Here is a 24,643-nt window from a genome sequence, read left to right on the forward strand (position 1 = left end):
GTTACCTTGTTCAACCGAGGTTTTATTTCTTCGGCTCTAAATGCAATACAGCTCTATCACCAGAACTCGTTGTCGACTCAAGACTCATTGGCCTTAACTTCAGCTCTTCGAAAGCCGAGATATTGTCATCGTAATGTTTGCTCAAGAAGTGCCCGCTTTGACCAGTATTATTAATGAACCCACTGAGGTTCTCGTCACTAAAATCAATTACCTGGCGGTACCCTGCTGCGCCTAATGTGCGATAACCAAACTGCTCTGAATAACTCCAATCAGCACGGTTAACGCTAAACCTATCCCCTTGACCATCGCTGGTGAGAGAGAAAATTCCATCGTATGGCGTCATCGATAATGGTTGATGAGGGAAATAGGTCTCGTTGATATCTCCCCACGCCTTTGAAAACCCGGGAATACGACCTAGCTCTTCAATTGTAGAATCTAATGCGATCAGGCCAATTTCGTTACAGCTTTCATGCTCTACCGTATTAATTTGATCGCACCAATCATGCTTTAGTTCAGGGCTGTTCTGTACAACTTTGTTTATCAGCAACGGTCTAATTCTAGACACACTCCCCAACAATGCATCGCCTCGCTCAACGTTTAGCATATTGCCTGACAAGTCATCTGCAAGTAGGAGATAGTTAAAATGTTTTAGCCATAGTTCATAAATGGCAGTTTCTTCACTGTTGCCAGACAAGACACCATTCCACTCTTTTAGTTGTGTCAGTATTTCCTGTTGTTCACTAGATGTTGCTGGCAGGTTTCTTAAAAATGGCAGTAACTCTTTTGCCTGTAAACTGTTATTGTCACCTTGCAGCTTGATAAAATCTTCTACTTCAATTTTCTCACCTGAATCTATGAACTCCTGGATTACCTGCTTAATACGATTGTAACGATAAGGAGGTGATTCTGAAGTTGAAAGAATGTAGGGGTAGTCCTCATCATGATTTTTGTTATTGGCGTTGATAACATAGCCTACTTCTGGATTAATAATGTGTGGCATCTCGTCGAAAGGGATATACTTGTCCCATTCATAATCAGAGCTCCACCCTGGCACTGGCCTTCTACCATTTCCCTTTTTACGGATCGGCAATTTGCCTACTGCAAATTGCGCAATGTTGTTTTCTTTATCTGCGTAAATGATGTTAACCGCTGGCGTTTTATAATCCTCAAGAGCTAATTTAAAACTATCTATGTTCTGCGCGTAGTTCATATCCAAGTAGCTACGAAACGTTTTGTCCACCTTGTCCAAGGCAGTCCAGCGTAGCGCTAACGGTGTATCAACTCGGCCAATCGCATCACTAATTAACGGACCATTTTCAGTGCTTCTGATCTGCCATTTGATAGGCGGGATAGGCTTAGTCAAAAATGTAGGACTGGCCGCCTTGACATGGATAATCTCTTCTTCAATCTTCATGTCAACCCACTGACCATTTTTTTCATATTGATTCGGGTTAGCAGGGTTCGTACGCTCCATAAACAGATCGATTGCATCAGGATACATGTTGGTGATACCCCATGAAATCACGTCATTACGCCCCATAAAAACAACCGGAACACCTGGGAAAGTCGCCCCAGTTACACTAAGTTTATCACCCTTGAGGTGTGCCAAGTACCAAAGAGAAGGGGTTTCTGTTAGTAGGTGAGGGTCACCAGCAAGCAAAGGCAAACCATTTTTTGTGTACTTACCAGACACAGCCCAAGCATTACTGCCTACAGACACTTCCCCACCGGTTTTAAACAAACTCTGCAGTTGATCATTTAAAGAAATCAGCTCTTTTTGCACATTGTTGTTGGCTAAGTTTTCGTAATGTACTTCAGCCGCTGCAGGGTTGTTTGGATTGAGGTTAGGTTGGATTTCATTGGCTTTAGCTAAACCCACTTCTTTTACCAACATATCGAAACCGAGTTCAGCTTCATGATTTGGCCCCAGTGTCAATGCCATTAATTTGAACATTAAAATGGAGTCTTCAGGCTTCCAAAGCTCGGGCTTTGTATCGAAAATGTAAAACTCAGCAGGTAATACATTACCCTCTTGGATCCATGCATTGACCCCTTTCGCATATGTTCTCAGTACGCGTAACGACTCTTCATCTAAATTTTCCACAGCAGACTTTGCCGAACGAGCTAGACTGTATCCCCGCATGTACTTATCGATTGACAATGCATCCGCACCGAGAATTTCACTTACTCGACCTTGCGCTACACGTCGCTTATAGTTCATTTGCCATAATCGCTCTTGAGCATGTACATAACCCATAGCAAAGAATGCATCATGATCAGTAGTTGCAACGATGTGGGGTACAGCATTCTCATCCCGCGTCACTACAACTTTGTCATTTAAGCCAGACAGTTGGATCACCCCCTCAGTTTTAGGAAGGGCTTGTAGTAAAAAGTAATAACCGAAACCGGCTATCAATATTAACGGCAGGACCACCCAAAAAATAATCCGCGATAGTATGGGGGAAGACTTCATAAACATTTAGTTTTTTTCCTTTTTGAGTTCAGTTGCAATTGACAGTGCTGTTATTTTTTTTGTTATATAAATCATGAATGTCTTAAATTATATTGTGCCAATAATGATCACAGTCCTAGAAAACTAACCAGTTCATCCAAAGCTAAATAAAACTTTTCTATTTCATCAGGAGTGTTGTATATGTACGCAGATATACGCAATATTTCCCCACCCATTTGATTGTCCACTACAGGTTGGGCACACATATGCCCCGTTCGACACATAATACCGTACGAATCACTTAACGATCTTGCAATATCGGATAAGTCATCACAACCCCGGATCCGCAAACTTCCTATAGCACAGCGGTCTTTCGCACTCTTTGAACCAAGTAACTCTATATAGTCTCGGTCCATTGCGCCTTTAATAATGGCCTCTGTTAATAATTCTGTGTGCTCTCGCGATTCTTGTGCGCTAAATCGATTTAAATAAGACAACGCAGCACCTAACCCTAATGTTGAAGCAATAGGGGGAGTACCGGCTTCAAATCGATGTGGTATTTTTCGTTCCTGAGATCCTTCAGTATCAACCCAATCTACCATGCCGCCACCTAACATCAATGGGCGCAATTTATCAAGCTCGGAGCTCTTGCCATACAAACACCCGACGCCTGTTGGCCCTAACATTTTATGTCCAGAGAATGCGACAAAGTCAACAGAAAGCTTTGATACATCGATACGCAAATGAGGGTGAGGAATAGACTGTGCAGCATCAACTACGACAATCGCACCACACGCTTCCTTTGCCTCAATGGCCATTTGTTCAATCGGGGCGACTGTGCCACTCACATTAGAACAATGAGTCAACACTACAACCTTTGGTTTTAGTTTTAACAGCTCGCGGTAATGCTCAAGATCAATGCCGCCTTCCTCATTTAAATGGACAAGCTTTAAGTTAGCATAACGTCTCCACGGTAGCATCTGTGCATGGTGAGAGTCGAGGAAACCAACTACTGTGTCTTCTTTTTGTAGATCTAGGCCGTAGGCAACTAAGTTCAGCGCTTCTGTTGTGCCTTTGGTAAATACAATTTCATTACCATATGCCCCCAAGTACTGGGCAATGGAGTAACGAACTCGCTCATAGGAATCGGATGCTTCTTCTGATAAGTAGTATTTACCACGGTGAATGTTTACGCCATTCTGATAATAATAATTTGACATTGCGTCAATCACTGAGCGTGGCTTTAAAGATGTAGCGGCACTGTCTAAATAAGTAATACTTTGACCGTCTATTAATCTTTCTAGAACCGGAAAATCAGCTCGACTATTTTCTATACCCATGACAATAACCTTCTTTTTTCTTCTCTCATTGCAACACTAGATATGCAAGAAATAAATTTACCCCCACGATCTGCAGGGAAGTATTCTGTTGGTGAGCAAGTCACATTGTTACTTCTTAAAGTGTCTTTAAAACATTCTAAAAGCTCATTTTCGGCTTGCTGTGTCCAATTTTCGTTGCGTAGATATTTGAAAGTGAACTGATCATCATCTGTTTGGTTCATTTGGTACATATCTATCCATGGAGCAGGACCAATTAATTCATCTAATTCTTTTGGCGTTACCACTGTATTATCATGACGCCAAAGGGCGTTTTTAACACGACCTTCTGCACGAACGACTGGCGTGGGATCACCACAAGTGCATGCTTCCTCACTTAAACGAAACATATCACCTGTTGCATAGCGAATATGAGGGGATAACTTATCATCGATTGTGGTTATTAAGAGCTCAGCTAGCTCTCCTGGTTGTGCAGCACGGCCATCATGAATAAACTCTAGATGATAGTCATCAATGTTCATGTGCTGGTGACCATGAGGGCATTCAAAACCTAAATAACCCAGCTCAGACATACCTAGCATATCTGCAAATGCAACATTTTCCCCAAAACACTCTTTGATTTGACGCCTAGCTACTTGTGTACATAAAGTGTAACCAGACATGATGCAAAAGCCTTCTTTTTTATGAGGGACACGGCCTAGCTTTTTCATCGCTCTTATCAAAAATGCAAAGTGTGTTGGATCAACAAACATCAGGTGAGGATCATATTCCTCAATCTCGTCAAGTGCCATATTTATCATACGATCCGGTGTGGTCAACAAATCGTGATAGACAGGTAAAACCAAAGTGCCATCCGGCAGCATACGACTATCCATGGTACTGTTGGGATTTGCACACTCTACATCTGAACAGTTTGGTGCTGCAAATCGACAAGTACGTAGTTTGAGACCTGGTTTCCAAAGTGACGAGAAGTTTGGGTTTACAGATATACAGCTAGCTTGACGGCGAGCAAGGTCGTAAGATAATACAACACTCACTAACCGATCTCCTTCAGTTCCTGAGCTTTGAAAGCGCATAACATGAGGACTCTTTAGGTTGTATCCTGAAGCAATTACTCCTGCTGGAAAATTCTGTCTGTAGTTCTTTTTTACGGTAGGCGGTATACGTAAAAAATCCTTAGGTTCAACTATATCACTGGGGGCAAGCCCTGCTTGTTCCATATGCTTTCTAAAAAAAACAGTATTTTCATAGCTATATATTATTTCTTCCTGAACTTCCTTAAAGTTCGTATTAATCATTGTGTATCTACCATTTTTGAATTTACTGAGGTCAAGTAGAATGAAGGCTTTTTGGCTGCAAGTTAGCCCATTAAACGTTACGTGACATACTTTTATCAAGAAGCGCAAAATGATTGTTTTTAGCATACCTTCTGTTATGCGTTATCTCGATAACGGTGATCTAAAGTTATCAGCGATATTCATTCAAATCTGTGATGCTACCCCCTTCATAGCTTTGAGCTAATCTACTCAAAAATGTCGCTGTTTTATATTGGATCAAAGTTTACTAAATGCCATCCACCGAAGAAGGTATGTTGTTATTCTTCGTTAAAGGGGGTCTTCATTTGTTGGGTCATCTCATGCGTGAGATATCTTAAAATGATTACCGTATTTTTATTGTCGAGATGTTATTTAGTGAAAACTTAGTATGCTCTATGTCGTTCGGCTACTAGCAAATGCCTTACCTTATTCCGTTAAAAACGCCTGCTTAATATAAAAGTAAAGTACGAAACAATGCAACAAATAAGCATCATATAAAATTTAAGCGTTAAACGTAACCTCTATAGCGCTGATAGTCAATAAGATTAGAAAATTAGTCCTTTTATTAGAGCGTGTTGATCTTTCGAGTACATTTTATAATCAACCCACATCGGTAGCCACATGAGTGAAAAAGCAAGGGCTACCACGCTCAGGTAATTCCTAGCCAATTTGTCATATCGAGTTGCTACCGCTCGATATTTCTTTATCTTCAAAAACGCATTCTCAACTAAGTGACGATACCTATACATGCATCAATCAATGTCGTCATTTCCTTGTTTACTATTAACTTTTCTCGGTATCACATGCTTGGCACTGCGACTTTTAATTAGCTCTCTAAGCACTTGACTATCATAACCTTTATCTGCAACTACCACTTCGGCAGTTGGTGATGAAACCACTAGGCTTTCGCCATAACTTACATCATGAGCCTGCCCGCCAGATAGCTCAAAGTGAACTGGCAAACCACAGCTACCAACCGCCAAGTGTATTTTAGTTGATTTACCACCTCGGCTTTTACCTATTGCTTGCTCTGCTTGTGAACTAATATTTGTACAGCCTTGATGAGCTTTGACAATACTGCCATCTAGAAATAGCCATTAAGCATCATTTTCCTGAGAAAGAAATTGAAATATCTCTGTTATCACACCTTTCTTAAACCACAAATTAAACCGCCTAAATATAGCACTCCAGCTGCCGAATTCACTTGGTAAATCTCGCCAAGGAATACCTGTACGCATACGGTATAAAATACCTTCGAGTGTCATTCTGTGCTCAGGTTTATTATAAATACGACCTGTTAAATACATGATTCTTGATAGCAATTTCCAACTATCATCTGTTAGCATTAGTCTCGGCATCTGGGAAAGTTAAACTGATTTTTGGCGAAACCATTATAACTGACCCATTTGCCGTTTACTTTTCGTACCACAAAGAACAACACGCTCTAATTTTCATATCAAATTTACATTTGACGAGTTGGTTTTCAGTGGTTCAACTCACTAGGTTGGAAAATAGCTCGTTTACAAACTGCATATCAAATCCATTCTTGCGAATTTCAAAGCGGTCGGCTTAATTAGTCGGTTCTGAATATTGACGTTTTGATGCTTAGATTGGCAGTACAAAATATGTCCAGCCTGAGCATTAGCTTTATCGACAGTGCTGTTATTACGCAGCGCTTTTCGCTGCTAATAGCTGATATAAAATCCAGACATAAAAAAGCCGCAGTTGGGCTAGAACTTTACGGCAGTTTTGGCCTACCATTCAGTTTGTCACCGAACTTTCCTTTTAAGCGGTTAAGCCCTAAGTGACCGTCTTGTTTCATGTGCCCGATGATTGGCTCTATGGCATTGCGTCGCTTGAGTTTTTTCTTAATACTCAGCGTCACACCGCGCTTTTGCCCCGCAATATACACATCATAACGTTCTGCAAAGTGCCCGCGATAACCTCTATCTACAAAACAGCTGTATGGCCTTTTATCTGTGACGTTTTCTACTATTCTTAACGTTTCCCATAACGTGTCACCATCATAGGGATTGCCGTGCATTGCATGAGAGCAAACGACAAATGCTCTTTCAATGTGGTCGCGACACTCACTTTGACACCAAACTAGTATGGCTTTGCGCTTTTTCCCTTGGCGATACATTCAACATCCGGCTCATGTAGGCAATAAAGTTTGTTTTTACTCGTTTTTTCTTGCTTTAACAGTCGCTCAGCCTGCTGTAGGGTATCGAAAAACTCCTTGCTTGGTCGCTCGGTAATTTTTCGCAAGATGTCTTTCATCACTCGCCTGAGATAGTTTTTCTGTTTTTTCAGTGTCTTCTTCATGCGTTTGAATTGTTTGGCATGAGCATAGCTTGCCACCTTTTGAGCGGCCTTAGGGCCTACTCGTTCATAACTTTGCCTAAGCACAATGCCGGCTTGCTTAGCGAAGCCAACCAGTTTATTGCGGCATTTTTCTAGTAATTTACGGTCTGTTGGATGGGCGATATTTTTCTCCATAACGGTGCTGTCTACGACCACTTCTCGCAAGCTTGAAGGCTTAATAGTATTACTTTTAAGGCCCGCATCTACCGTGAGTGACAGCATTAACTCAACGCCATCCTCACCAATTCGCTTGCGAAAGCGTGTCATCGAACTGGGATCGCAAGGCGGTTCATGCGTAAAAAATTGCATGCCACAAAAATATTGCCAATACGGGTTTTCGCACCACTGTTGTTTTTCAAGTTAATTGTCACCATTTACTGTTTTAAGCAGCTTGTTTTTCTACCTCACCCGTGTGCTGTTTTTCCGGGTTGAGCGTTGTAGGCCCGACTGGACTGCAATTTCGCACAGCACGTGTTCCCCATCGACTAGGAATAGCAGCTTTTGCTATTTCCATTCGCTCTTTTCGTTGGGCAAGGATTTCTTCATCCTGTCCTATATGTCGCTGATGTGGTGTAACAAACCGCAATTTACTGTGCTTATGCTCATAGTTATACCAACGAGTAAATTTAAGTACCCACGCCAGGGCTTCTTCGAGGCTTTTAAAGCCTGCTGAGGGCCAATCAGGTCTGTATTTGCAAGTCCTGAACAACGATTCTGCAAATGGATTGTCGTTGCTGACTCGTGGTCTGTTATATGACGTTGTCACACCCAACTCTTGTGCTTTCACACGCATAGTTTGCGATTTCATCGGCGCACCGTTGTCTGAGTGTAAAACGACACCGCTATGCAGCGCATTTACACGCACTAATGTTTGCTCCAGCAGCTTGGCTGCATGCTCGCCTGATTCTTGTTCGTGGACTTCATGGCCCACTATTTTTCTGTTGTATATATCTTCGAGCACGTACAGATAATAAAACTGCCCACGTACTGTGTTTGGCAGATAAGTAATATCCCAACAAAACACCTGACAAGGTCCCGTTGCCGTGTACGTTGTTGGAAGAGTTATCCCATAAGATGGAGTGCTTCGGCCTCGGTGATGTAACTGACCATTTGCCTTGAGTACTCTGTAAAATGTTGACTCTGAAGCATAATATTCGCCTTTATCTAATAACGCAGGGATAATTTGTGATGGCGGTAAACTGGCGAATTCCGGCAAATTGCAAACTGCTAGGATTGTGTCTACTACCCCGGAGCTGAGCTTATTTGACGGTGCTGGTCTAATGGCATCAAGCCGCCTGTCTGAGGTGACTTGACCGTCACGATACTAGCGTCGATAGGTCCGCAAAGTAATGCCAATTTCTTCACACGCTTTGTCCAATCTGGCTCCAGAATCATTCGCTTCGCGTATCCACGACACATACTGCGTGCGCTGTGAGAGCGAGGTCAGTCGTCCTCGTTGTCGCTTTCCCAGAGCGCGTTGAGCTTTTTTCTCAGCACCAATAAGGCAGCTGTTTCAGCCAGCGCTTTTTCTTTCTCGCGAAGTTCTCGTTTGAGTTGTTTAATCTCTTTTTTGTCGCTCTGGCGCTGACGTTTCGCTTCTTGCTCGTGTTCTTTGGAGTTTTGGAACCCGCGCAGCGCATCGGATTTCCAGGCTTTTACCTGCTCAACGTAGAGACCTTTTTCCTGCAATATTCACTCAATTCAGCTTCATTCAAACTGGCAGTTTCAAGTACAGTGGCAAATTTAGCTTCTGCTGACCAATGTTCTGAGATTGGTTTATTTCTGGGCACGGGGCGACCTTCTTGCTTGGCTTTGTTTCGCCAATTATACAAGGTTTCGCTAACGCCTTCCTGCTGCGCAACTTCAACCACCGTTAAGTTCGATGGTGGCAGTAATTTGTTCAGAATCTGCTGTTTACGTTCTTCACTATAACGAGACATACTTACACCTGACCGCCCCAATTGGTTAAATTTTAAGAGTGACAACTATCCTGCCATAGGGGGCCACATGGCCACCGTGTTTTCGTCAGACAGTTTGTGAATTTGTTTCAGATATTCGAGACCCGCAAGTAGACGGATAGGCTTGGCGCCAGCGCCTTTATCGCCATAATGCTTTTTAAATTCAACCTCTAGGCGCTGCCAATCAATGAGTTTTGCTAGCTTCACTAGATCATGATGGGGTGAAACAATATCAATAAGCTCGATTTGAAACAGGTACTTTTGTGGTGTTTGCATGGTTGGTTTTGGTTTCATTTTTACACTCAAATTGTAATGTTTTGGTTGTGTGATTCAAAAAAGTTGCAGTTTGAGGGTAGTAATATCGTTTAAATCTTCAAGTAATTCAATAAATTAAATTGGTTTCAGAATCGACTAGATAATGTGTTCTCCTTGACGTCTTCCAACCATGATTTCAGTACATAACTATATTCAGGTGGGTTTACTGTCCAGAAGATGCAGCTCCCCAAACACAAAAACCATACTGCAGCCAATATTCCAGCAACCTTTCAGGTAACTGGTATTGATATTCACGTAATATTTCTTTTGTTGGCGTTATCGCTTTAATGACCGATCCGAAGCTCTTGTAATTATAAAAATTATCAAAAAACTTGTTCTTTATTTACAGACTCGACAACTCAGTTTAAAGAGTTAGAAAACGCTAAAACCTGTTAAAAAGTCAGTAAATAATGACGCAATTAAGTCGACATTTTGATAATCTGGATTGGCACCTTCATTAACTTGCTTATCTTTCCACCATATAAATACGCCACCTTTTTGTGCACCGTTTACACCCATGCAAATAACATTACCAACGCCATCATTACCAATAGGCAGTAGCTCTTCGGGAATCCTATCGCAATAAATAGAAAACATAGTTAACAAATCAAAGCTAGTATCATTTTTGCCAATTCCAAATAAAACATTAATGTCAAAGTCAAAAAGCAATTCACCGTCAGAATTATGTTTAGTAAACTGATTTTTAGTAGGCTGACCACCATTAAACTTAAGAAGAAAATCTATATATTCTTTGGGGAGCTGAAGTTCAGTTCATTACTGAGCGCTTGGATCTCAAATAAGCTTATTTTTGGATAACTGTTTTCAAAGTTCATTCTAATTTCCTAAAATATAGCAAGTTTGTGCAGCTAGATTAAGCCAGTACTCTTTATCTTAAAGCGTTTTGCTCTCTTGTGATTAGACTCTTTGATATTGAGATAAAATCCATGCTCAATGTATCCTGTATGACGACAGCAGACCATTCGATGCTACGAGCAACCACCAGCATTGCAATCGTAACTGAAAGATTCTGATGTATGACTGGATTGTCTAGTTGGTTTTAAACTAATAAAAGGACCAATTGCTACAAGATAATAGCCGGATTTGATAAACTCCTCCTTTTACCGATTAGACAGCTCCATGATACTCGATAAAAACTGGCGTATTCTTACCGTTGGCGATGGCGATTTAAGCTTTTCATATTCATTAGCAAAACATTTTGCTCCAGCACATCTTACTGCCAGTGTGTATGATAGTGAAAGTGAACTTAAGCATAAATATCAAGATAATGCTTTTAATAAGCTACATGATTTAGGAATTACTGTAGTGACTCAATTTGATGTCACTGATGCGCTTTGTTGGCAAAAAGTGCCGCCGCATGCCTTTGATGCAGTTATTTTTCAATTTCCTCTCATTCCGGCGTTTGATTCGTTTGAAAGCTTCCAAAACCAGACCTTGAGCGTTAACAGCCTCAATCGGAAATTGCTGCGAGAATTCTTAATAAACGCAGCGGCATATGCACTTGACCCAAATGGCGCTCAACTCGGGATCATTACCTCAAAGGACGTAAAGCCCTATATTGAGTGGAATCTAGAAGGCAACCTGATCAACGGACTTGAACAATATTACCTCGGCCAATCTCGATTTGAGATTTCACAATTCCCAGAGTATCAAATTCGTAATGTTGACCGTGATAAACACGTAAAAGACACCAGCGGTATTAGCTATTACTGGTCTGTTAACCCAGCTCACGCTATCAAAGAAAAGCTCAAAGTACCTGATTATTTGGGTGATGATTACTGCACTGTTTGTAGGGCTGGCCCTTTTATCAATGACCGCGATAAGCTCGCACATTTGGACTCGAAAAAGCATAAAAATATGCAAAGGCATGAAAGTGCTTGGCTTAACTACCTGAGTACACAAGCAAAATTGGAACGATAATAAAAAGAAAACACTGAAAATAAAAAGTAAATAAATCAACAAATAACCATTTCAAAAACCAAGAAAGGCATAAAATATACAAAAGTAATTGAGCCATTATTTAGACACGATTAGACTAGCCTTATATCGCCATTTTTAAGCTTGTTATTTATCTTATTGGGGTCTCAATGCCACTACTTAGCCGCGACTTTGTCATTGCGATTTTATGCCTACTTTGCGCTATGGTCACCATTCAATCCGGTGCCTCTATTGCCAAGCAGTTATTTCCGTTTGTGGGGCCCGAGGGTACCACAGCATATCGCCTTGGATTTTCAGCTCTTATTTTATGCTTGGTGTTCAAACCTTGGCGTCATATACCGACAAACTGGCGACCACTCATCGTTTATGGCCTATGCTTGGGCGGTATGAATATCACCTTTTACTATGCCATTGAGCGTATCCCTATTGGCATTGGTGTGGCATTAGAGTTCACCGGACCGCTCGCCGTAGCACTGTTTTCATCTAAACGGAAACGTGATTATTTATGGGTTGCGTTTGCTATTTTGGGGATCTTGCTATTGTTACCAGATCTTGGCGATGTCAATGGTTTAGACCCAGTCGGTGTTGCTTTAGCCTTGGTTGCTGGCGCTTGTTGGGCAGGATATATTCTCTACGGTAAACGCTCAGGCAATGAAAGCTCCGGCGGGGTGACTGTGGCAATCGGCATGACGGTTGCTGCCCTTACTATCGTGCCGTTTGGCGTGGTGTCACAAGGTGCTGCATTGCTTGATTGGTCACTGATCCCATTAGGTATCGCGATTGGTTTATTATCCAGCGCCCTGCCTTATAGCCTAGAAATGGTAGCGCTTCGAAAAATGCCCGCACAAGGATTTAGTATTTTAATGAGCGTTGAACCTGCGGTTGCGGCGTTGGCTGGCTTTTTAATTCTCGGAGAGTTGCTGACTGTTTGGCAATGGCTTGCCATTTTTATGGTAATTACCGCTTCCGTCGGCAGTTCAGTATCCAGTAAAGAGTAGGTAGCTTAATTTTCGTCTAACTGAATAGGGTAAATAGAGGGAGTAGATCTACTATACTCCCTCTACTGTATCGATTTATTGTTAGTTAACTGTCGCTTCCGTTGCAACCGGTATCATTTCATCTGTTGACGTGTCGTCAGGGATTGTTTCTTCCTTCTCAGAGAACAGATACTTTTCAAGCCACTGCTCTTGCTCCCAAAGCACATGTAAAATACTTTCTCGTGCTTTATAGCCATGGCCTTCTTCTGGCAACATCACCAGCCTTGCATTGCCACCTAAGCCATTCATTGCAGCAAACATACGTTTAGATTGCATAGGAAAAGTACCAGAGTTTGGATCTTCCTCTCCATGGATCATCAACATAGGTTCGTTGATTTTTTCCGCGTGGAAGAAAGGAGACATAGAGGCATAGACGTTTTGCGCTTCCCAGAAGTTACGCGGCTCCCCCTGAAAACCAAATGGCGTCAAGGTGCGATTATAAGCCCCGCTTCGCGCAATACCAGTAGCAAACAAGTCACTATGGGCAAGTAAGTTGGCCACCATAAATGCTCCATACGAATGCCCTGCAATCGCAATAAGCTTAGGATCTGCTATACCTTTTTCGACTAAGGTATCAACAGCTGCCTTTGCACTCGCGACCAATTGCTGCCTAAATGTATCATTAGGTTGCGTATCACCAGCCCCCACAATCGGCATCGTCGGATCATCAAAAACAGCAATACCTTTTGCTAAATACGGCATTGGTCCCCAATAGCCAATATATGGGAATTGATAAGGCGATTCACGCACCTGCGAGGCAACGGCTTTATCTTTAAACTCAAGCGGATAAGCCCACATCAACACAGGTATACGACCTTTTGATGGGTCATAATCAGTAGGAAGATAAAGATTACCGGATAGCTCAACGCCATCATCACGTTTGTACTTGATTTGCTCTTTTACAACGCCTTTAAATGCGGGATAAGGGTGCGCAAACTTAGTTAGCTGCTCCAATGTATCAAACTGTAAGTCTCGGACAAAAAAGTTCGGTTGCTCTTGGCGTGACTCACGCACGGTAATAAAGCGCATCCCTTCGTCATCTAACATCGCACGCACTCTTTCGTAATAAGGTTCACTCGACTGCCAAATACGAGTTGAAGTATTGGTCTTTACGTCATAACGATCTAAAAAAGGAATGTTGCCTTTCTCAGATGCACCGTTGCCCGTTAAAAACAAATACCTGCCTCCAACTAGCTTCAATATTCTTGAACCTAAATCACTATTTTCATATACAAAGTTGCCAGGGTCTTTGTATGCATCATTAGCACTGCGCTCTGAAAACACCACGCGATTTTGCTCTGGATTGCGTGGAGAAAATACAGAAGAACGAACACTGCGATCGGCAAAGCGCCATTCATTCAAAATCGCAACATTGTTATCGGCCCACTCAACACTCGAAAAACGACGCTCTACTTTTGCGAAAAGTTCAGGTTCTTTTTTGAATGGCGAACTAATCGTGTAAAGGTGGTCATGATAGTCAACCTTCGCACTCATGTCCCCACCATCTTGCGCTTCGGCCCATATTAGCGTCGCGCCATGGTCGTCACGCCATTGGATCTTTCGAGGGCCTTCTCTCACGCTATCGAAGCCCGCAGGCAGTGCGTCGGCTAGTGGTTGTCTTGCAACTTCAAATAATGGATAGCCACGCATTCCCCACACTTGCCATACCGCTGGAAAACGGCTGTAAGGCACTTGGAATGAGAAAGGATCGGCCATCATGCTAACCACTAGATTGGTAGAGTCTGGCGAAACAGAGAAGTGTTTAAGATAGGTTGGGTTACCAATTTGCTGCGCGCTGGCATTCAGATTTAGCTTAATTAACTGCCCCTCAGAATAGAACTTAAATAGCTGAATATCATAGGGACTAGACAATAAGTTCTGATAAGTACGAGTTGATGCTTTTTTGCCAGATGTGGTTTGTACTATTGGCGTTAGGCTAGATTTATCTTTTGCGCTTGGCTGTTTGCCATGATTAATAGCAATATTTGCGATAATCGCTGTACTGTCTGGCAACCACTGGTATGGCGTTGAAGTCACCACGCCATTTAAAGTTGATTGAGTGAGCTGTTTAAGGTTGCGCTGCTCAATATCGTAAGCCCAAAGCGTAGCACTATTTTCTTGTTCAAGAATAAACGCGAGATAGCGGCTATCTGCACTCCAACTTGGCGACTTGATCTTGCCTTTAGGTAGACCTGTCACCTTAATTAAGGCACCGGTTGCGACATGTTTAAACTCAATAGAGCTATATTGGCGGCTGGAGGTCCGCATAAAGGTTTGCGGGTTGAACTTTATCCCCGCAAGCGCTTGCTCTGGCTGCCCAAGCTCTTCGAGCGTAAGCACCCTATTGCGCTGTAACAATGCCAACCAATTGCCGTTTGCACTCAATTTAGATGTAGGGATCAATGGTGCATCAACAAGCTTTGCCAGCTCTGGAGAAGGTGTCATGTAGCCTTGCTCTTGTGCACATACCGTATATGATACGGTAGTCATTAATATGATAAATGTGATTTGTTTTAATAATTTCACTGTATTTACCTATCTTCGGCGTTTAACGAATGATCATATAACGATTATCGGGAAATGTGCAGAGATTTGCGATTTAATGCGATGAAAACTTGATGTACACTTAGTCACTTAACCAGCCATAATTGACACGAATTAGCATGAACAATGATAAAAAACTCGCTAAGGTTACTATTTTCGATGTTGCCGAAGAGGCACAAGTTTCTAAATCAACAGTATCTCTTGTCCTCACACATAGCGATAAAGTCAGCGATAAAAGTAAAGAGAAAGTATTAAAAGCTATCGAAAAACTGGGCTACGTCTATAATCGCGACGCAGCAGCGCTACGTAGTAAAAAGTCTAATCTTGTTGCGGTTGTTATCAACGACTTAACTAACCCGTACTCTGCTCAGCTTGCTGTCGGATTAGAAAAACATATTTACGCATTAGGTATGGTGCCTATGCTGGTAAATACAGGTGAAGATTTCAATCGCCAGCGCCAAGTAGTTAATACTCTTAAAGAATACAATGTTTGTGCCTTTGTTATGGTGCCTGCACCAAGTACCCCACGAGAGTGGCTGGACCAATTGGCTGACTCTGGATTTCCAGTTATTACCATTATGCGTGAAGTGGCCTTCGCGAAAGCCCCCTGTATTCTACCTGACAATAAAAAAGGGACTCACCTAGCAACGACCCACCTCATTGAGCAAGGCATAAAAGACATTGCTTTTCTGGGTGGTACTCCCGAAATCTCAGATTACCATGAGCGACTGTCTGGTTTCCAAAGCGCTCTAAAACTCAACGGATTAAATGAAGCGCAACCTGCGATCGCTGCTCCAACCAATCGCCAAGGGGGCCGAGAAGCGTTTAATACCCTCATCGCTGACCATAAAGAGATAAAAGCTATCGTTTGCTTTAGTGACGTCATTGCATACGGTGCAATTGAAGCCATGCGCGAACATGGACTGGTACCTGGTGAAGACATCAAAGTTGTCGGTTTTGATGACTTGCAAGACTCCCAGCTGATGAAACCCGCATTAACGAGTGTTAGAATTGATGCCGACGACATCGGTAAACGGACATGCCATACACTGTCCGAAATTTTAAACAAATCGCAACCTGCCGTTAGAACCCTAGTGGATGTGTCATTGCAGATCAGAGAATCATCGTAACTCTTAGCGCTTAGCAATAAATGTAGCGCTGATACCTGTTTATAAAAAATGCAAATATTTGCGGCCAAAACTATAGACATTACTGAGAATCTGGATAGAATTCGCAGCAATCTTGGCCGCCAAATTTACCTATGCAAATAGTCTGTTGCGAATATCAAATTCGTGTGCAAAAACATAACTAAAATCTAGTAAAAGCAATGATATGTACCTTACTAGCAGCGCGTACCCATGATGAGCTCAGTTTGATTTTTTTAATTTCAAACACCATACTTTTTTAACATTTTCGCCAATTCGCTTCATTCAGTAGAATTGGCATTACATATTTAAGGTTCTCTTTCGTTGAATAACGCAACCTTTACAGAGAAACGCCGCTTTATTGTGAAGTTAGGCAAAATGCTTCACAAATACGGTACTCCTGCCTATCGACTCGAAGCACATTTAATGGAAATAGCCACTCACCTAGGGCTAAAGTCTTCCTTTGTCATGTCTCCGACATCTGTCACTTTTGTAATTTGGACCGAAGGTCATGAAGAAGAATATACCCATGTGGCGCGAGTTGATCCCGGCGATCACGATTTAGGTTCATTGGCAGATACGGATGACGTCGCAACACGCGTGTTATCTGGTGAGCTTTCAATCCAAGAAGCTGAACAATGCCTTGAAGCCATTTTGCACGCTAAGCCCCCTTATAATAAGTTAATGACGGGTCTTGCATTTGCAACCTCAAGTGGCGCATTTGCGATGCTGATGGGGACTAGCTGGAATGACGTTTGGTGGTCGGCGCTAATATCGCTTGTGGTCTACATATTCGTGCTTTGGGCAAGTATTTCCAAACGCGTAACACATATGCTTGAGCCTTTGGTCGCCATCGTATCAGCGGTTGCTGCCTGCGCTGTGTCTGTGTACATTGACCCGCAGGTCAACATCCGTTTGGTGGTACTTTCGGCCATTATCGTGTTTATACCTGGCTTGGCGCTGGCGCTTGGGTTTGCGGAATTATCGGCTCGCCATCTAGTGTCAGGCACCGCTAGAGTCATGGACTCTATTATGTTGCTCTTTAAGCTCTACTTCGGTGCATTTTTGGGGATCAGTTTAGGGTTTGCGTTTTTTGGACAAGTTGATTTTATACAACCATCACCATTACCACGTTGGACGGCTTGGCTTGCAGTGCTATTACTTTGTAGCAGCCTAGTTATTATCTTTAGAACAAAGTTACGCCATGCAAGTTGGTCACTCGCATCAGGCTTTATCGCCTACGCAGCCAGTATCAGCTCTGCGGTTTACTTTGATTATGCACTTGGTACTTTTGTAGGTGCATTTGCAGTGGGTGTCTTTAGTAATATCTTTAACCGTGTGGTAAATGCCCCTGCGTCCATTGTTGCAATGCAAGGTTTGATTGTGTTGGTCCCTGGTTCTAAAACCTATATTGGACTTAATTCTTTAATTGAAGGCCAAAGCTTTGTTCATGCGGATCATATTGGCCAACAAACCTTCTTAATATTTATGTCTCTTATCGCTGGCCTTATCTTCTCAAACGTTGTGCTACCACCCAAAAAGAGCTTATAACGCACAAAAAGAACTGGAAAGTCGCCTTTCCAGTTCTTTGTAGTTGTGAATGTTAACAAAAAACAAAGTGAAATCACTCCAGTAAACTTAACTTAAACCGAAAACCACCGAGAAAAAATTATTTTATATCTATAAATTTCAATAAAATAAGAAAATACAAAGTAAAAGATCTCCAAATTCATAACTATTCATTTCAATTCAAGATTTAACAAACCCCGCTGGTGTTTAATCTTTCTCGTGGTCAATCACAAGTAAGCACTCAAGGGGAATTTATGTTTCGCAATAATAAGAAAAAACTGGCTGTATTAATCAGCCAATCTTTGCTCGGCTCAGTACTTTTTGCACCGGCTCTAGCATTCGCTGAAGAAAACAACAATCAAGAAGCAGCTAAAAATGGTGAAGTTGAAGTTATTCAAGTCAGAGGGATCCGTGGCAGCGTTGTTCAATCACTCAATACAAAAAGATACTCTGACGCCATTGTCGATGCAGTAACCGCCGAGGACATTGGCAAATTTCCAGATCAAAACGTCGCCGAATCACTACAACGAATTACCGGTGTTTCAATCACACGTAGTTTTGGTGAAGGTGAACGCGTTAGCATTCGAGGCACAGGTGAAAGCCAAAACCGGACCTTATTGAATGGTCAAGCCGTTGGCTCAGCGGATTGGTGGACTAACTCAGCCGCGAGCCGTGGTTTTAACTATACAATGTTACCCTCTGAAATCATTTCAGGGCTTGAAGTGTACAAATCACCAGAAGCCGATATTGACGAAGGCTCTATTGGTGGAACCGTGATTGTTAGAACACGTAAGCCGCTTGATTTAGAAGCAAATAAAATCGCAGGTTCAATTATCGCACAGCACAGCGAGGTGTCAGGTGAAACCGACCCGCAACTTTCCGCTATGTACAACTTTAAGACCGATGATGAATCTTTTGGCGCCTTAATTTCTGTCGTGCGCCAAGAACGTAACTTGCGTCGTGATGGTATTGAAGCATGGTCTTGGACCTATCGTGATATCACACTTGAAGATGGTACCGTCGTCGACAATGTCTACAGCCCAGGCGGTGGCGGCTCAGCAATGTTCTCACAGCAGCGCGTACGCACGGGTATAAACCTCGCCTTGCAATATCGTCCAAGTGAAAATATGGACATTGTATTCAATGCGTTAGACTCTACACTTGAAGCCGATAATGAAAACCAAAACTTCCTGTGGTTACCCGGTTACGGCGGCTCACAATATACTGACATTACCGTTATCGACCACCCCGTAGTTGGCAAGATGGCCGTCGGCGGGACGCTTGGCTTATCACCAGATGGTAATAACATTCTGGATGAGACCAAAGTACGTAACTCTGAGCTCAAAACCAAATCGTACGACTTAAAAGTTGAACATCAAGGGCAACTTTGGGAATCTTCATATCACTTAGGTTACACAGAAGGTTCGGGTGGTTCACAAGCGGATCGCTCCGTTGGTTGGGAAGGCAACTATGTTCACAGCTTTGATGCGTCACAAGAGGAAGACGTAAAGACTAGTTATGCTGCCGATCCAAACGATGGTGATAAATGGAATTTAGGCTTTTTACGCTATGACAGCAATGATGCGAAAGATGATGAAACTTATTTTCAAGCCGATTTTAAACGCCCAATTGATATCGCTATCTTTAACCAGATCAAAGTAGGCTTTAAATATCGTGATCACAGTCGTTTTAATACCAAGCACACAACGGATAATCGTACCGACTTAAACTGGAGTCTCGCTGATTACTCTAAAGCCATGCCTTCTGATTACCTTTCAGGCATAGGCTCTGCAGGCACAACGCGCAGCTATGCAATCACTGATTCAGATAAAATACGCCAAGAAGGTGATGCGCTGGGTTGGAATTACCGAGTATTGAAGGCCAGTACTTTCGATATCAATGAAAAAATTACCGCAGGCTACATTAAAGCGAATCTGGATGCAGATGGTCTACGCGGTAATTTAGGTGTAAGACTTGTAAATACCAAACAAACCTCATCCGCGTTTGCAGGTGAGTCAGGTGCTGAGGTTTGGACAACGGAAGAAAAGGACTACTTCGACATTCTTCCAAGCATTAACTTGGCAATTGACTTAGATGACGATTTATTAATGCGTTTTTCTGCCGCGCGAGTTATGTCTCGCCCAGATTACGCCGATATGACCGCATCAACCTCATACAACCTAGAAACACAAACCGGCACTGGCGGTAACCCTGACATCGACCCATATAGAGCGACGCAGTTTGATACCGGTATCGAGTGGTACTTTAGCGACGCAGGTCTTTTTTCTGCGGTATTTTTCTACAAAGATATTCAGTCGTTTATCGAGAGCCAACCAGCACTTGAAACTCATGAAGGTAAAGAAGTGCTGATCAGCCGCCCTGTTAATGGGAAAGCAGGCCGCATTCAAGGCCTAGAAGTGGGTTATCAACAAGAGCTATACGAAGGTTTTGGCGTTGCGGCTAACTATACCTATGTAGATGGTGAAGCCAAAGATGATGAAGGTAACGACATCACTATCCCAGGCAACTCTGAGCATACCGTTAACTTGAGTTCTTATTATGAAAACGAATTCATTAGTGCCCGTATCTCATACAACTTCAGAACAGGGTATGATACAGGTCGCGACTGGCCAGGATACATTGACGATTATGGTCAAGTAGATGCCAACCTTACCTATAACTACAATGAGAATGTGGCATTTATTCTTGAGGCCATCAACTTGATGGATGAACATACATTTAGCTATCAGGAAAAGGGAGTTGAGCAAGCACTAACGGGTGTCTATGCCGATGGAAGGCGTTTTAGCGCGGGGGTTAGATTTAACTTCTAACACCGAATAGCGAATGAAACTTTTACCGCTAAATCTGGTCTTATTAGTCGTAAAAACATAGTTTCATGACTCGAATTAAGTCGCTTCCAAGCTAACACAGGTTCGACTTAGTAAACTCCCTGCCCGGAGTTCCAAAAAGCTGATAGCGTTTGCTATCAGCTTTTATTATTTAAATTTCCCTTATATTGTGGTTATATAGCTTTTTCAAAATGACCATAACGACCCCAAAGAGCAGTCCGAGGATGAGTAATCAATAAAATGCGCAACAATCTCATTTCTGGGCTTATTTTTTCATTTTTGCTGAGCATAAGTTGGCTGACAAAAGCCGATCTTTACGATGCTACCCTCGCCTATCAGAATGAAGAGTTCACTCTTGCATTTTCTGAATTCAATCGCCTAGCTCAGTTAGGCAATGCAGACGCCATGTATAATCTTGGGGTGATGTATTTGTACGGTCAAGGAACCGAACAAAGTGCCGCAAATGCCTTTGCTTGGTTTTCATTGGCTAAAGAATTCGGTATTGCTGAAGCCTTTCAAACTGCGCAACTCGTTTTGCAACAGTCCGACGACCAAAGTGGCTTAAAGGATTTCGTAACACTTCAAAAAAATCGTTTAGCAGACACCTACTTACTTGATTCAACCCTTGCCCGGCTCAAACAACCCAATATCGTTTCTACGCCGAGTAAAACTCATGATGTATTACCTGACTACCCTGATGAGGCCGTACGGCAAGGGGTTGAGGGCTGGGTTTGGTTAGAGTTTGATATCGACCAAAGCGGTAAGGCAACCAATATTGAGGTTGTTGATAGCTATCCCAAGCATATATTCACCGCTAGCCTGTTAAATGCAGTAGAGAAGTGGCGATATAGTGGACCAAAGCAAGCACACACGCTGATTTACCATTTTGCGACATATAAAGGCGAGCAATATCGCGAAACCTTAGCCATTCAAAAGAAGGCCTACGAAAAACAGCTAAAGCAGAATATCGACGCTGCAGAACGTGGTGTGGCGCAAGTACAATACTATATTGCTAACTGGTTGAGTATGAAAGATTACAACGCGTATCAGCTGCTGCGCTATCACTGGCGCGCTGAAGAACCAGAAAATGAATTATATTTAGCCGCAGCCAAAAATGGCTTGGACTTGGCACAATATCGCTTAGCAACTCAACTTATCAATGTGGGAGAACATCGACTTAGTGTACTTTGGCTTGAACACGCAGCACAAACCATGGATATCGCAAAATATCGCTTAGCACGATCACTACTTACAAACACAGAGCTGCAAGATACTCCACGTGCGCTACAAGTACTTACCGAAGCTTCGAACAACGGCCATTTGCGCTCCACACTTCTATTAGCAAACACTTATTTAACTCGTCTCAACGACAAAACTCAGGCCAAGACTTGGCTCCGCCATGGTCTCACCATCGATCCCGAACACCCTGAACTGCTGCTACTGTCTGCCAAACTTACAGATAGCCAGTCAGAAGCCAAGAAGCTTGCCTCAAAAGCATTGAAGTCGGCATCACAGCGCAATTGGAGTAGTAAAGCAATACGCTTATTCCAGCAAAAACTAGCTAACTAACTGTACCCAACCTGAGCTTTGAAACATTGATATCTTCATCGGTCACCGTACTCCAGTAATACTATGTCACTTTCATAGTTGTTGATCCGATTGAATATGACCTGACTGCCATCAAAGCTTGCTAGTACCTGTAACTCGGTAAACCCTGCATAAAGGTGTAACCCAATTGGTTGAATTTCTTCGACCTTGTTTTCACTACTTAAATAGCGATAAAGCACCAGTTGGTGACCTCGTTTCAGTATAAAATAAACCCCGTCTCGGTATACTGCTGGCTGGTAAAGAGATAAAGACCCACGTAACTGCTCTACATCAATTGTTTCAGTTAGCGCAGCAACTAGGTATTCCCTAACTTGTTCTTTGTACCCCACGAAGCTTGAGTTCTTCTGGGTCAGGGATAAATCAGACGAATGAGTCACCAGAGGTTGTTGCTCACTGCGCCCTTGAGATACGGTAAATTGCCATGCCTGCCATTTGGCTTCTGTCGAGAGCTTCGCTCGATAATACAGGTTTCTCCCATCCTGTGACCAATGCAAGTCAGCAACTTCTGCAAAGTTATCAACTACTTTTTTCACTTCTTTAGTAAAAGAGCTTATTAAATACACTTTATGCGACTTTGATAATACGGCGAGATATTCGTTATTAGGCGACAGCAATAGCAAAATAGGCACTTCTCCCAGCGGCATCGTACCAAGCAAACTCGATGTTGGTCGAAAAGCATGTTTATGCCACAGCTCAAATTGTGGCGCACCATTATTTTTGGCTGTCACAGAGGCATACACAAAATGTGCGCCATCATCAGACAATGCGGCAAGTAGATCCATCCTTGCGGGCGACGTCAACTGCTTTTGCTGTGCTTCGCTATGTGCATCTACAGCGAGCTGATAAAAGTTAATTTCAGCCACGCCCTCAGTGTGCGCCGAAGCACGCAAGTGCGAATTAACATCAATCTCAGATATCGTACCAAATCCGGAGTATAACAACTGCTGCTCACGACCTTTCAGTACACTCAAGTTTTGTTTGGCGATAATAACCGTATCGTCCTGATAACCATGACTCAATGCCGAAAAAGACTGCTTGGAGAGTGTGGTAGTTTGCCTTCCAGGGTCCCCAAGTTGCCCCAGATTTAGGCGATAAACGCCCTGCTCTTTTACCTGATACAACAGCGTTTGTTGGTTAACTTGATAATGTGTTACATCGCGAATAGGCAACGCCGTAGTGTTGAGCACTTTAGGATGATTATCCGCAAAAGTGACCGCTACAGATTGCAAATAGGTCCCAGCTTTATCCCAAGACTTAGTGATAAAATGGCCCGCTCGATATTCAAGCCAAGGCGCTGAGTCTTGTGCGCTATTACAGCTGCCAAGTACACTATCGCGCGCTAGTCGCCACATTTCTATTGGACCTTTAACGTGTAACGCCCGTACTTCACAGGAAACCGGATCCGAGCGCGAATAAATCAGCCAGTTACCATCTAAAGACCAACTTGCTGACTCTTCACTATAACCGCTGCTTTTTATCGTATGGGTTGTTTTGGTCTCAAGATCATAGACCGCCAAATCAAATTGATCGGCTCCCTCAGCTAAATAGCTGTAGGCTAAATAGCTACCATTTGGAGAAAAGCGCACAAAGACTTCAGCACCCGGCGAGGATGTGATCCGAGTTGCAGTGACGGGCTGCTGCTGCAATTCATTTTGCCACTGCTTGGCAATAAAAACGCCAGTCAAAGTCACCACAAGACCCATAAAAAACCCGAGCAGCGCAAATTGCGCGCCACGCCCACGAGACAGCTCCTCTACTTGCTCAAGTAGCGTCGGGGCTTTTTCAATTTGTGCAATACATTGATAACCTAGGCGAGGTACCGTTTTAATTATTTTTGGCTCGTTTGAACTGTCACCAAGCAGCTTACGTAGCTGTACCACCAGCTGGCTAACAGAGTTATCACTGACGATAGTACCGGGCCATACGATATCTAAGATGGCATCTCTGGTAACAACCTGTCCCTTGTTAGCAATCAATAGACGCAATAATGCTGCATGTTTCGCTTCGATGCTTCTCCAAGAACCGTCAACACACACAGATAAATTGCTCAGGTCGACAAGTATCTCATTGATTAAAAAACGTTTATCTAAGTTTTCAACCATCAACTACTAAAAATTTGTAAAACTATGGTTAGGCTCGTAATAAAAGCGTATTATGAGTATCAACTAAAGGTAACTTACTCGTATTATAAGT

At 42.7% G+C, this 24,643-nt stretch carries 14 protein-coding genes and 4 pseudogenes; 6 read left to right on the top strand and 12 right to left on the bottom strand.

What is annotated here, in order from left to right; translation table 11 throughout:
• Positions 1–22: 22 nt before the first annotated feature.
• The 10 genes and pseudogenes from A587_RS23965 to A587_RS0110445 all read right to left on the bottom strand — a co-directional run.
• Positions 23–2,479, bottom strand: a complete 2,457-nt coding sequence (locus A587_RS23965; protein ID WP_017217531.1) for a penicillin acylase family protein — start codon at positions 2,477–2,479, stop codon at positions 23–25.
• A 101-nt stretch (positions 2,480–2,580) separates the two neighbouring features.
• On the bottom strand, positions 2,581–3,792 hold the full coding sequence (locus A587_RS0110405) for an aminotransferase class V-fold PLP-dependent enzyme (RefSeq protein ID WP_017217532.1): 1,212 nt from the start codon (positions 3,790–3,792) through the stop codon (positions 2,581–2,583).
• Positions 3,783–5,213: a phenylacetate--CoA ligase family protein gene (locus A587_RS0110410; protein ID WP_017217533.1), complete on the bottom strand. Its 1,431-nt coding sequence runs from the start codon at positions 5,211–5,213 to the stop codon at positions 3,783–3,785. Before A587_RS0110410 ends, A587_RS0110405 begins: the two co-directional genes overlap by 10 nt.
• A gap of 437 nt (positions 5,214–5,650) precedes the next feature.
• Positions 5,651–6,463 (bottom strand): annotated as a pseudogene (locus tag A587_RS23970) (IS5 family transposase).
• 380 nt (positions 6,464–6,843) lie between these two features.
• Positions 6,844–7,248: a hypothetical protein gene (locus A587_RS24480; protein WP_157234642.1), complete on the bottom strand. Its 405-nt coding sequence runs from the start codon at positions 7,246–7,248 to the stop codon at positions 6,844–6,846.
• Positions 7,212–7,808: pseudogene (locus tag A587_RS24485) on the bottom strand (transposase); the annotation flags it as partial. The gene A587_RS24480 and the pseudogene A587_RS24485, both read right to left, overlap by 37 nt.
• A 43-nt stretch (positions 7,809–7,851) precedes the next feature.
• Positions 7,852–9,409: pseudogene (locus tag A587_RS24700) on the bottom strand (IS3 family transposase).
• A gap of 45 nt (positions 9,410–9,454) precedes the next feature.
• Positions 9,455–9,721, bottom strand: coding sequence for a hypothetical protein (locus tag A587_RS0110440; RefSeq protein ID WP_026000955.1), 267 nt, complete (start codon positions 9,719–9,721; stop codon positions 9,455–9,457).
• 184 nt (positions 9,722–9,905) lie between these two features.
• On the bottom strand, positions 9,906–10,085 hold the full coding sequence (locus A587_RS25410) for a GAD-like domain-containing protein (protein ID WP_082086205.1): 180 nt from the start codon (positions 10,083–10,085) through the stop codon (positions 9,906–9,908).
• A 29-nt stretch (positions 10,086–10,114) separates the two neighbouring features.
• Positions 10,115–10,495, bottom strand: a pseudogene (locus tag A587_RS0110445) (SMI1/KNR4 family protein); the annotation flags it as partial.
• A gap of 384 nt (positions 10,496–10,879) precedes the next feature.
• Between A587_RS0110445 and A587_RS0110455 the strand changes: the two are divergent.
• Positions 10,880–11,680: a Rossmann-like fold-containing protein gene (locus A587_RS0110455; protein WP_017217543.1), complete on the top strand. Its 801-nt coding sequence runs from the start codon at positions 10,880–10,882 to the stop codon at positions 11,678–11,680.
• Positions 11,681–11,847: 167 nt separating this feature from the next.
• The gene (locus A587_RS0110460; RefSeq protein ID WP_017217544.1) at positions 11,848–12,696 is read left to right on the top strand and encodes an EamA family transporter; all 849 of its coding nucleotides are present in this window, start codon (positions 11,848–11,850) and stop codon (positions 12,694–12,696) included.
• Positions 12,697–12,777: 81 nt separating this feature from the next.
• Here A587_RS0110460 and A587_RS0110465 read toward each other — a convergent pair whose 3' ends face one another.
• Entirely contained in the window at positions 12,778–15,261 is a 2,484-nt protein-coding gene (locus A587_RS0110465) for a S9 family peptidase (RefSeq protein ID WP_017217545.1), read from the bottom strand.
• A gap of 137 nt (positions 15,262–15,398) precedes the next feature.
• Between A587_RS0110465 and A587_RS0110470 the strand changes: the two genes are divergently transcribed.
• The 4 genes from A587_RS0110470 to A587_RS0110485 all read left to right on the top strand — a co-directional run bounded on the left by A587_RS0110470 (position 15,399) and on the right by A587_RS0110485 (position 22,411).
• A complete protein-coding gene (locus A587_RS0110470; RefSeq protein WP_010379361.1) occupies positions 15,399–16,409 on the top strand; it encodes a LacI family DNA-binding transcriptional regulator in 1,011 nt (336 codons plus the stop codon).
• 339 nt (positions 16,410–16,748) lie between these two features.
• Positions 16,749–17,975 carry a threonine/serine ThrE exporter family protein gene (locus A587_RS0110475; protein ID WP_017217546.1) on the top strand — a complete coding sequence of 409 codons (1,227 nt, stop codon included), beginning with the start codon at positions 16,749–16,751 and terminating at the stop codon, positions 17,973–17,975.
• Between the two features lie 272 nt (positions 17,976–18,247).
• Positions 18,248–20,824 carry a TonB-dependent receptor gene (locus tag A587_RS0110480; RefSeq protein WP_017217547.1) on the top strand — a complete coding sequence of 859 codons (2,577 nt, stop codon included), beginning with the start codon at positions 18,248–18,250 and terminating at the stop codon, positions 20,822–20,824.
• A 258-nt stretch (positions 20,825–21,082) separates the two neighbouring features.
• Entirely contained in the window at positions 21,083–22,411 is a 1,329-nt protein-coding gene (locus A587_RS0110485) for a TonB family protein (protein ID WP_017217548.1), read from the top strand.
• A 35-nt stretch (positions 22,412–22,446) separates the two neighbouring features.
• Here the strand turns inward: A587_RS0110485 and A587_RS0110490 are convergent, their stop codons facing one another.
• Positions 22,447–24,552 carry a winged helix-turn-helix domain-containing protein gene (locus A587_RS0110490; protein ID WP_017217549.1) on the bottom strand — a complete coding sequence of 702 codons (2,106 nt, stop codon included), beginning with the start codon at positions 24,550–24,552 and terminating at the stop codon, positions 22,447–22,449.
• Between the last annotated feature and the right edge of the window lie 91 nt (positions 24,553–24,643).

The organism is Pseudoalteromonas sp. NJ631, assembly GCF_000276645.1.
Classification (GTDB): Bacteria; Pseudomonadota; Gammaproteobacteria; order Enterobacterales; family Alteromonadaceae; genus Pseudoalteromonas; species Pseudoalteromonas piscicida.

What these genes read in the sequence shown, in the direction of transcription:
- A587_RS23965 (WP_017217531.1), bottom strand. Translation starts at nt 2,479, where the DNA reads ATGTTTATGAAGTCTTCCCCCATACTATCGCGGATTATTTTTTGGGTG.
- A587_RS0110405 (WP_017217532.1), bottom strand. Translation starts at nt 3,792, where the DNA reads ATGGGTATAGAAAATAGTCGAGCTGATTTTCCGGTTCTAGAAAGATTA.
- A587_RS24480 (WP_157234642.1), bottom strand. Translation starts at nt 7,248, where the DNA reads ATGTATCGCCAAGGGAAAAAGCGCAAAGCCATACTAGTTTGGTGTCAA.
- A587_RS0110485 (WP_017217548.1), top strand. Translation starts at nt 21,083, where the DNA reads ATGCGCAACAATCTCATTTCTGGGCTTATTTTTTCATTTTTGCTGAGC.
- A587_RS0110455 (WP_017217543.1), top strand. Translation starts at nt 10,880, where the DNA reads ATGATACTCGATAAAAACTGGCGTATTCTTACCGTTGGCGATGGCGAT.
- A587_RS0110480 (WP_017217547.1), top strand. Translation starts at nt 18,248, where the DNA reads ATGTTTCGCAATAATAAGAAAAAACTGGCTGTATTAATCAGCCAATCT.
- A587_RS0110470 (WP_010379361.1), top strand. Translation starts at nt 15,399, where the DNA reads ATGAACAATGATAAAAAACTCGCTAAGGTTACTATTTTCGATGTTGCC.
- A587_RS0110490 (WP_017217549.1), bottom strand. Translation starts at nt 24,552, where the DNA reads ATGGTTGAAAACTTAGATAAACGTTTTTTAATCAATGAGATACTTGTC.
- A587_RS0110460 (WP_017217544.1), top strand. Translation starts at nt 11,848, where the DNA reads ATGCCACTACTTAGCCGCGACTTTGTCATTGCGATTTTATGCCTACTT.
- A587_RS0110440 (WP_026000955.1), bottom strand. Translation starts at nt 9,721, where the DNA reads ATGAAACCAAAACCAACCATGCAAACACCACAAAAGTACCTGTTTCAA.
- A587_RS0110410 (WP_017217533.1), bottom strand. Translation starts at nt 5,213, where the DNA reads ATGCTAAAAACAATCATTTTGCGCTTCTTGATAAAAGTATGTCACGTA.